This is a genomic window from Saccharopolyspora sp. (genome assembly GCF_017434145.1).
Taxonomy (GTDB): Bacteria; Actinomycetota; Actinomycetes; order Mycobacteriales; family Pseudonocardiaceae; genus Saccharopolyspora_C; species Saccharopolyspora_C galaxeae.
In genome coordinates this window covers 1-6856 of the sequence record NZ_JAFRFW010000454.1, presented here as the reverse complement: position 1 = coordinate 6856, position 6856 = coordinate 1, and the positions used below count along the sequence as shown (strand labels likewise).

Here is a 6856-nt window from a genome sequence, read left to right as displayed (position 1 = left end):
TGAATTCGCTCTATCAGGGTGCCGAAAAGTTACATATCGTAGGGATAGCCACGATGAATTCCGAGATGCTTTCTGGTGGCAGTGGCGTGGCTTATTTGCCCTCATTAAGTCCGCGCCGGGCGGGAATCCGCACGTACCGCAGCCGCAACCGGGCGGGAATCCGCGGGCGCCGCAGCACGTGCCGTCGAACGCCGTGCCCGCTGCTCAGCCGCCGAACGTGCGCCCAGCGCCGCAGCCACCGGCCGACAGCGCCGGACCGCACTCCGCACCGCCGGGCTTTCCGACGCAGGATCCGGAGGCGATGCCGCCGCAGCCGACCGACTCACCTCGCGTGCAGGGCCCCTGAATGAGGCACCGCCCGCACACGACGAACGGCCCCGGCAGCGAGGTGCTGCCGGGGCCGTCGCGTACGGAGTATCGGCCGCTCAGACCGTGAAGCCGAGGGCGCGGAGCTGCTCGCGCCCCTCTTCGGTGATCTTTTCCGGTCCCCACGGCGGCATCCACACCCAGTTGATGCGGAAGTCGTTGACCACACCGCCACCGGGGCCGCCGGTGAGCGCGGAACGGGCCTGCTCCTCGATCACGTCGGTCAGCGGGCAGGCCGCGGAAGTCAGGGTCATGTCCAGCGTGGCGCTGTTGTCCTGCTCGACGGTCACGCCGTAGAGCAGGCCGAGGTCGACGATGTTGATGCCCAGCTCGGGGTCCACCACATCGCGCAGCGCCTCTTCGACGTCTTCCACCGCGGCGAGTTCCGCGGCAGGCGCCGGGGTCTCCGGCATGCCTTCCGCGCCGCGCTGCACGTCGGCTTCAGCCGTTTCCTTGTCCTGCACCTGGGTTTGGTCGGTCATGACGCTCCCACCTCGTCGACGACGCGCGACACGGCGTCCTTGAAAGCCATCCACCCGAGCAACGCGCACTTCACGCGCGCCGGGTACTTGGCCACCCCGGCGAACGCGATGCCGTCCTCCAGGACGTCCTCGTCGGGCTCGACCTGCCCGCGGCCCTGCATGAGCTCGCTGAACGCGGTCTCCTTGCCCATCGCCTCCTTGACCGGCTTGCCGACCACCAGGTCGGTGAGCACCGACGTGGAAGCCTGGCTGATCGAACAGCCCTGCCCGTCGTAGGAGACGTCCTCGATGATCGCGTCGGGGCCGCTGCCGGTCAACCGCACCCGCAGCGTCACCTCGTCCCCGCAGACCGGGTTGACCTGGAAGGACTCCGCGTCGAACGGGTCCCGCAGGCCAGTGCGGTGCGGGTTGCGGTAGTGGTCCAGGATGATCTCCTGGTACATCTGCTCGAGCTGCATCACACGTCCTTCAGTTCACGCGACACCGAAGAAACGCTGAGCCTCCCGCACAGCTTCCCCGAGCGCGGCGACCTCGTCCAGATCGTTGTACAGGTAGAAGCTCGCCCGCACCGTGGCCGGAATCCGGAACGACCGGTGCAGCGGCCACGCGCAGTGGTGGCCGACGCGAACCTCGACGCCCTGGCCGTCCATCACCTGGCCCGCGTCGTGCGGGTGCACCCCGTCGAGCACGAACGACACCGTGGCGCCGCGGTCCTCGGTGCTGTTGGGGCCGATGATGCGCACCCCGTCGATCCCGGACAGTTCCTCCAGCGCCGCCGCGGCGAGCTTCTTCTCGTGCGCGGCGATGCGCTCCATGCCCACCACCGACAGGTAGTCCACGGCCGCGCCGAGCCCGATGGCCTGCGAAGTCATCGGCACGCCCGCCTCGAACCGCTGCGGCGGCTCGGAGAACGTGGAGTGGTCGATGTAGACCATCTCGATCATCGACCCGCCGGTGAGGAACGGCGGCATCGAGCGCAGCAGCTCGTTGCGGCCGTAGAGCACCCCGATGCCGGACGGGCCGAGCATCTTGTGCCCGGAGAAGACCGCGAAGTCCACGTCCAGCGCGGCGAAGTCCACCGGCGAGTGCGGCACCGACTGGCAGGCGTCCAGCACCACCAGCGCGTCCACCTGGTGCGCCCGCGCGACGATCCGCTCCAACGGGTTCACCGTGCCGAGCACGTTGGACTGGTGCGAGACCGCGACGACCTTGGCCCGCTCGGTGATCACATCGTCCACATCGGACAGATCCAGCCTGCCGTCCGCGGTGACGCCGAACCAGCGCAACGTCGCCCCGGTGCGCTGGCACAGCTGCTGCCACGGCACCAGGTTGGCGTGGTGCTCCATCTCGGTCACCACGACCTCGTCGCCGGGGCCGATGCGGAACCGCTCCGCCTCGGGCCCCGAGGTGCCCGCGTTGCTCATCGCGTAGGCGACCAGGTTGATCCCCTCGGTGGCGTTCTTGGTGAACACCACCTCGTCGATCCCGGCGCCGACCAGCCGCGCGATCTTGGCGCGGGCGTCCTCGTAGGCGTCCGTGGCCTCCTCAGCGAGCTGGTGCGCACCGCGGTGCACGGCCGCGTTGGAGGTCTCCAGGAAGGACCGCTCCGCGTCCAGCACCTGGCGCGGACGCTGCGAGGTCGCACCCGAATCCAGGTAGACCAGGCTGCGGTCGTCGCGGATGGTGCGACCGAGGATCGGGAAGTCCGACCGGATCGCCGCGACGTCCAGCGGGGCCGCACCGGCGTGGGTGAGAGGCTGAGCGGTCATGACTGCGAAGCCGCCTCCTTCGTGAACCGCACGTAGCCGTTGCGCTCCAGTTCCTCGGCCAGCTCCGGGCCGCCGGACTCGACGACCTTGCCGCCCGCGAACACGTGCACGTAGTGCGGCTGGACGTGGTTGAGGATGCGGGAGTAGTGCGTGATCAGCAGCACTCCCTTGTCACCCTTCTCGACGTAGCTGTTGACGCCCTCGGACACCACGCGCAGCGCGTCGACGTCCAGGCCGGAGTCGGTCTCGTCGAGGATCGCGAACTTCGGGTCCAGCAGGTCCAGCTGCAGGATCTCGTGCCGCTTCTTCTCGCCGCCGGAGAAGCCCTCGTTGACGCTGCGCTCGGCGAACGACGGGTCGATGTCCAGGCTGCTCATCGCCTGCTTGACCTCTTTGACCCAGTGCCGGATCTGCGGGGCCTCACCGCGGACCGAGCCGGCCGCGCTGCGCAGGAAATTCGACATCGAAACGCCCGGCACCTCGACCGGGTACTGCATGGCGAGGAACAGGCCCGCGCGGGCGCGCTCGTCCACGCTCATCTCCAGCACGTCCTCGCCGTCGAGCAGCACCTGACCGGAGTCGATCCGGTACTTGGGGTGCCCGGCGATGGCGTAGGCCAGCGTCGACTTGCCGGAGCCGTTCGGGCCCATGATGGCGTGGATCTCGCCGGAGCGGACCGTGAGGTTCACGCCGTTGAGGATCGGCTTGGCGCCCTCGTCGGTGACGACGGAGCCGTGCAGGTCCTTGATCTCCAGGGTGGCCATTGTGCGTTGTTCTCCTGGTGTGTGAGGAAAGTCGAGTAGGGGTGGCGCTCAGGCGCCGACGACGGCCAGCTCGGCCTCGATCGCGGCCTCCAGCCGCTCGCGGACCTCCGGCACGGTGATCTTCTGCAGGATCTCGCCGAAGAAGCCGCGCACCACGAGCCTGCGGGCCTGGTCCTCCGGGATGCCGCGGGACTGCAGGTAGAACAGCTGCTCGTCGTCGAACCGGCCGATGGCGCTGGCGTGCCCGGCGCCTTCGATCTCCCCGGTCTCGATCTCCAGGTTCGGCACCGAGTCGGCGCGGGCGCCCTCGGTCAGCACCAGGTTCCGGTTCAGCTCGAAGGTCTCGGTGGCTTCGGCCGCCGCGCGGATCAGCACGTCACCGATCCACACCGTGTGCGCGGAATCGCCCTGCAGCGCGCCCTTGTAGAGCACGTTGCTGCGGCAGTTCGCCTCGGCGTGGTCGACCAGCATCCGGTGCTCCAGGTGCTGGCCCTCGTCGGCGAAGTACAGCCCCAGCAGCTCGGCGTCGCCGCCCTTGTCGCCGTAGGTCACGGTGGTGTTCACCCGCACCAGGTCGCCGCCGAGGGTCACCGCCAGGTGCCGGAACACCGCGTCCCGGCCCAGGTAGGCGTGCTCGGAGCTGACCTGGGTGGCGTCGTCGGCCCAGTCGTGCACGGACACGATCGACAGCCGCGCGGAGTCGTCCACGACGAACTCGATGTTCTCGCCCAGCACACCGGAGCCGCGGTAGTCGACCACCACGACGGCGTCGGCGAACCGCTCGGCGCGGATCTGGATGTGCCCGTAGGCCGTCCGCCCGACACCGGGGCCGTGCACGACGATGCTGACCGGGCCTTCCGGGCGCACCTCCTTGGGCACGGTGACGACCGTGGCCTGCTCGAACGAGCTCCACGCCTGCGCGGCGATGCGGTCGGCGGGCACGCCGCCGTTGCCGAGGCGCTCGTCGTCGCGGCCCACGGTCTCCACGGTGACCTCGGAGCCTGCCTCGACCTCGACACCGATCTCGCCGTTGGCCTCTGCGGTGCCGTCGTGCAGGCCCTTGAGCCGCTTGACCGGCGTGAACCGCCAGTCCTCCTCGCGGCCGCCGGGAACCTCGAAGGCATCGACGTCGTACGAGGTGAACCGCTGCCCGCGGGAGGACTGCGGGATCACAGTCCCCCCGTGGGAGTGCTCGCTCAGGCCGTGCTGGGCGTCGTCGGTACTGGTGGTGCTCGTCATCAGCCGACGGCCCCTTCCATCTGCAGCTCGATCAGGCGGTTCAGTTCCAGCGCGTATTCCATCGGCAGCTCGCGCGCGATCGGCTCGACGAAGCCGCGCACGATCATCGCCATCGCCTCGTCCTCGGTCAGCCCGCGCTGCATCAGGTAGAACAGCTGGTCGTCGCTGACCTTGGAGACGGTGGCCTCGTGGCCCATGGACACGTCGTCGACGCGCACGTCGACGTAGGGGTACGTGTCGGAGCGGCTGATGGTGTCCACCAGCAACGCGTCGCACTTGACGTTGGACGAGGAGTGGTTGGCGCGCTTGGCGACCTTCACCAGACCCCGGTAGGAAGTGCGGCCGCCGCCCCTGGCGATCGACTTGGACACGATCGACGAGGACGTGTGCGGAGCCATGTGCTCCATCTTCGCGCCCGCGTCCTGGTGCTGGCTCTCACCGGCGAAGGCCACCGAGAGCACCTCGCCCTTGGCGTGCTCGCCCATCAGGAACACCGACGGGTACTTCATGGTCACCTTGGAGCCGAGGTTGCCGTCGACCCACTCCATGGTCGCGCCCTCTTCGGCCTTGGCCCGCTTGGTGACCAGGTTGTAGACGTTGTTCGACCAGTTCTGGATCGTGGTGTAGCGGCAGCGCGCGTTCTTCTTGACCACGATCTCCACGACCGCCGAGTGCAGCGAGTCGCTGGAGTAGATCGGCGCGGTGCAGCCCTCGACGTAGTGCACGTAGGCACCCTCGTCGACCACGATCAGCGTCCGCTCGAACTGGCCCATGTTCTCGGTGTTGATCCGGAAGTAGGCCTGCAGCGGGATGTCCACGTGCACGCCCTTCGGCACGTAGATGAACGAGCCGCCGGACCACACCGCGGTGTTCAGCGCGGAGAACTTGTTGTCCCCGGCCGGGATGACCGAGCCGAAGTACTCCTTGAAGATCTCCGGGTGCTCGCGCAGGGCGGTGTCGGTGTCCAGGAACTGGACGCCCTTCTCCTCCAGGTCCTCGCGGATCTTGTGGTAGACCACCTCGGACTCGTACTGCGCGGCGACACCGGCGACCAGCCGCTGCTTCTCCGCTTCCGGGATGCCCAGCTTGTCGTAGGTGTTCTTGATGTCCTCGGGCAGGTCCTCCCAGGTCTGGGCCTGCTCCTCGGTGGAACGCACGAAGTACTTGATCTGCTCGAAGTCGATGCCGGACAGATCGGCGCCCCAGTTCGGCATCGGCTTGCGCTCGAACAGCCGCAGCGCCTTGAGCCGCGCTTCGAGCATCCACTCGGGCTCGTCCTTCTTGGCCGAGATCTCCCGGACGACGTCCTCGTTGAGCCCGCGGCGGGCGGACTCACCGGCGGCGTCGGAGTCGGCCCAGCCGTATTCGTAGTTGCCCAGGGTGGCGAGGGTCTCTTCTTGGCTGAGCTGGCCAGTGTTCGACACCGTGGTGGGTGTGCGCTGCTCGGCAGCGGCAGTCATACGGACTCCCCTCCGTCAGGAATCGGGGCGGTCTGCTCCCCCGCCGGTCGCCGACCGGCCGCGGGTGCTTGGTCGGTTGTGGCCGGTCCGGGGGCGACCTCGTCGGTCTCCGCACCGGTCCCGGTCGTTCGCGCGTTCCGCGTGAGCGGTACGTGCGTCGTGCATGCCGCATCGCCGTTGGCGATGGTGGCCAACCGCTGCACGTGGGTGCCGAGGACTTCGGCGAACGCCGCCGTCTCGGCCTCGCACAACTGCGGGAAGTCCGCAGCGACGTGCGCCACCGGGCAGTGGTGCTGGCAGAGCTGCTCACCGGAGGCGACGCTGCGCGTCGAGGCAGCGTAGCCCTCGCGAGTCAGTGCACCGGCAAGGACCTCGGCCCGCTCGGCCGGAGTCCGGGCGGCGGCCAGCGCCTCCCGGTGGTGTTCGACGAGTGCGGCGATCCGCTGTTCGGCGAACGACCGCACCGCCTGCTCACCGTCCGATTCGGCGATGAACCGCAACGCCGCCACGGCCAGGTCGTCGTAGGCGTGCCCGAACCTGGCCCTGCCGACCTCGGTCAGCAGGTACAGCTTGGCGGGCCTGCCCCGGCCGCGGCGTTGCCGTGCCGAGGACTCCCTGGTGTAAGCCTCGCCCTCGGCGACCAGTGCGTCGAGGTGCCTGCGCACCGCGACGGCGCTGATCCCGAGCGCTTCGGCCACCGCAGCCGCGGTGATCGGCCCCCGCTCCAGCAGGAGGCGGGCGACCGAGTGCCGGGTGCCGCCGTCTCCGGACTGCGC

General features: G+C 69.0%; 7 protein-coding genes. All 7 read right to left on the bottom strand.

Annotation, left to right across the window (positions count from 1 at the left end; genetic code table 11):
• Positions 1 to 425 precede the first annotated feature (425 nt).
• Positions 426 to 848: a metal-sulfur cluster assembly factor gene (locus tag IJH84_RS12565; RefSeq protein ID WP_295144369.1), complete on the bottom strand. Its 423-nt coding sequence runs from the start codon at positions 846 to 848 to the stop codon at positions 426 to 428.
• On the bottom strand, positions 845 to 1306 hold the full coding sequence (gene sufU / locus IJH84_RS12560; RefSeq protein WP_200069741.1) for a Fe-S cluster assembly sulfur transfer protein SufU: 462 nt from the start codon (positions 1304 to 1306) through the stop codon (positions 845 to 847). Before sufU ends, IJH84_RS12565 begins: the two co-directional genes overlap by 4 nt.
• A gap of 15 nt (positions 1307 to 1321) precedes the next feature.
• The gene (locus tag IJH84_RS12555; protein WP_295144365.1) at positions 1322 to 2617 is read right to left on the bottom strand and encodes a cysteine desulfurase; all 1296 of its coding nucleotides are present in this window, start codon (positions 2615 to 2617) and stop codon (positions 1322 to 1324) included.
• Positions 2614 to 3381: a Fe-S cluster assembly ATPase SufC gene (gene sufC, locus IJH84_RS12550; RefSeq protein ID WP_200069743.1), complete on the bottom strand. Its 768-nt coding sequence runs from the start codon at positions 3379 to 3381 to the stop codon at positions 2614 to 2616. Before sufC ends, IJH84_RS12555 begins: the two co-directional genes overlap by 4 nt.
• A gap of 48 nt (positions 3382 to 3429) precedes the next feature.
• Positions 3430 to 4620 (bottom strand): Fe-S cluster assembly protein SufD, encoded by a 1191-nt coding sequence (sufD, locus tag IJH84_RS12545; RefSeq protein ID WP_295144362.1) that lies wholly within the window; start codon positions 4618 to 4620, stop codon positions 3430 to 3432.
• Positions 4620 to 6080 (bottom strand): Fe-S cluster assembly protein SufB, encoded by a 1461-nt coding sequence (sufB, locus tag IJH84_RS12540; protein ID WP_200069745.1) that lies wholly within the window; start codon positions 6078 to 6080, stop codon positions 4620 to 4622. Before sufB ends, sufD begins: the two co-directional genes overlap by 1 nt.
• Positions 6077 to 6856, bottom strand: a 780-nt coding sequence (locus IJH84_RS12535; RefSeq protein WP_295144359.1) for a metalloregulator ArsR/SmtB family transcription factor, incomplete at its 5' end; no start/stop codon positions are given. The genes sufB and IJH84_RS12535, both read right to left, overlap by 4 nt.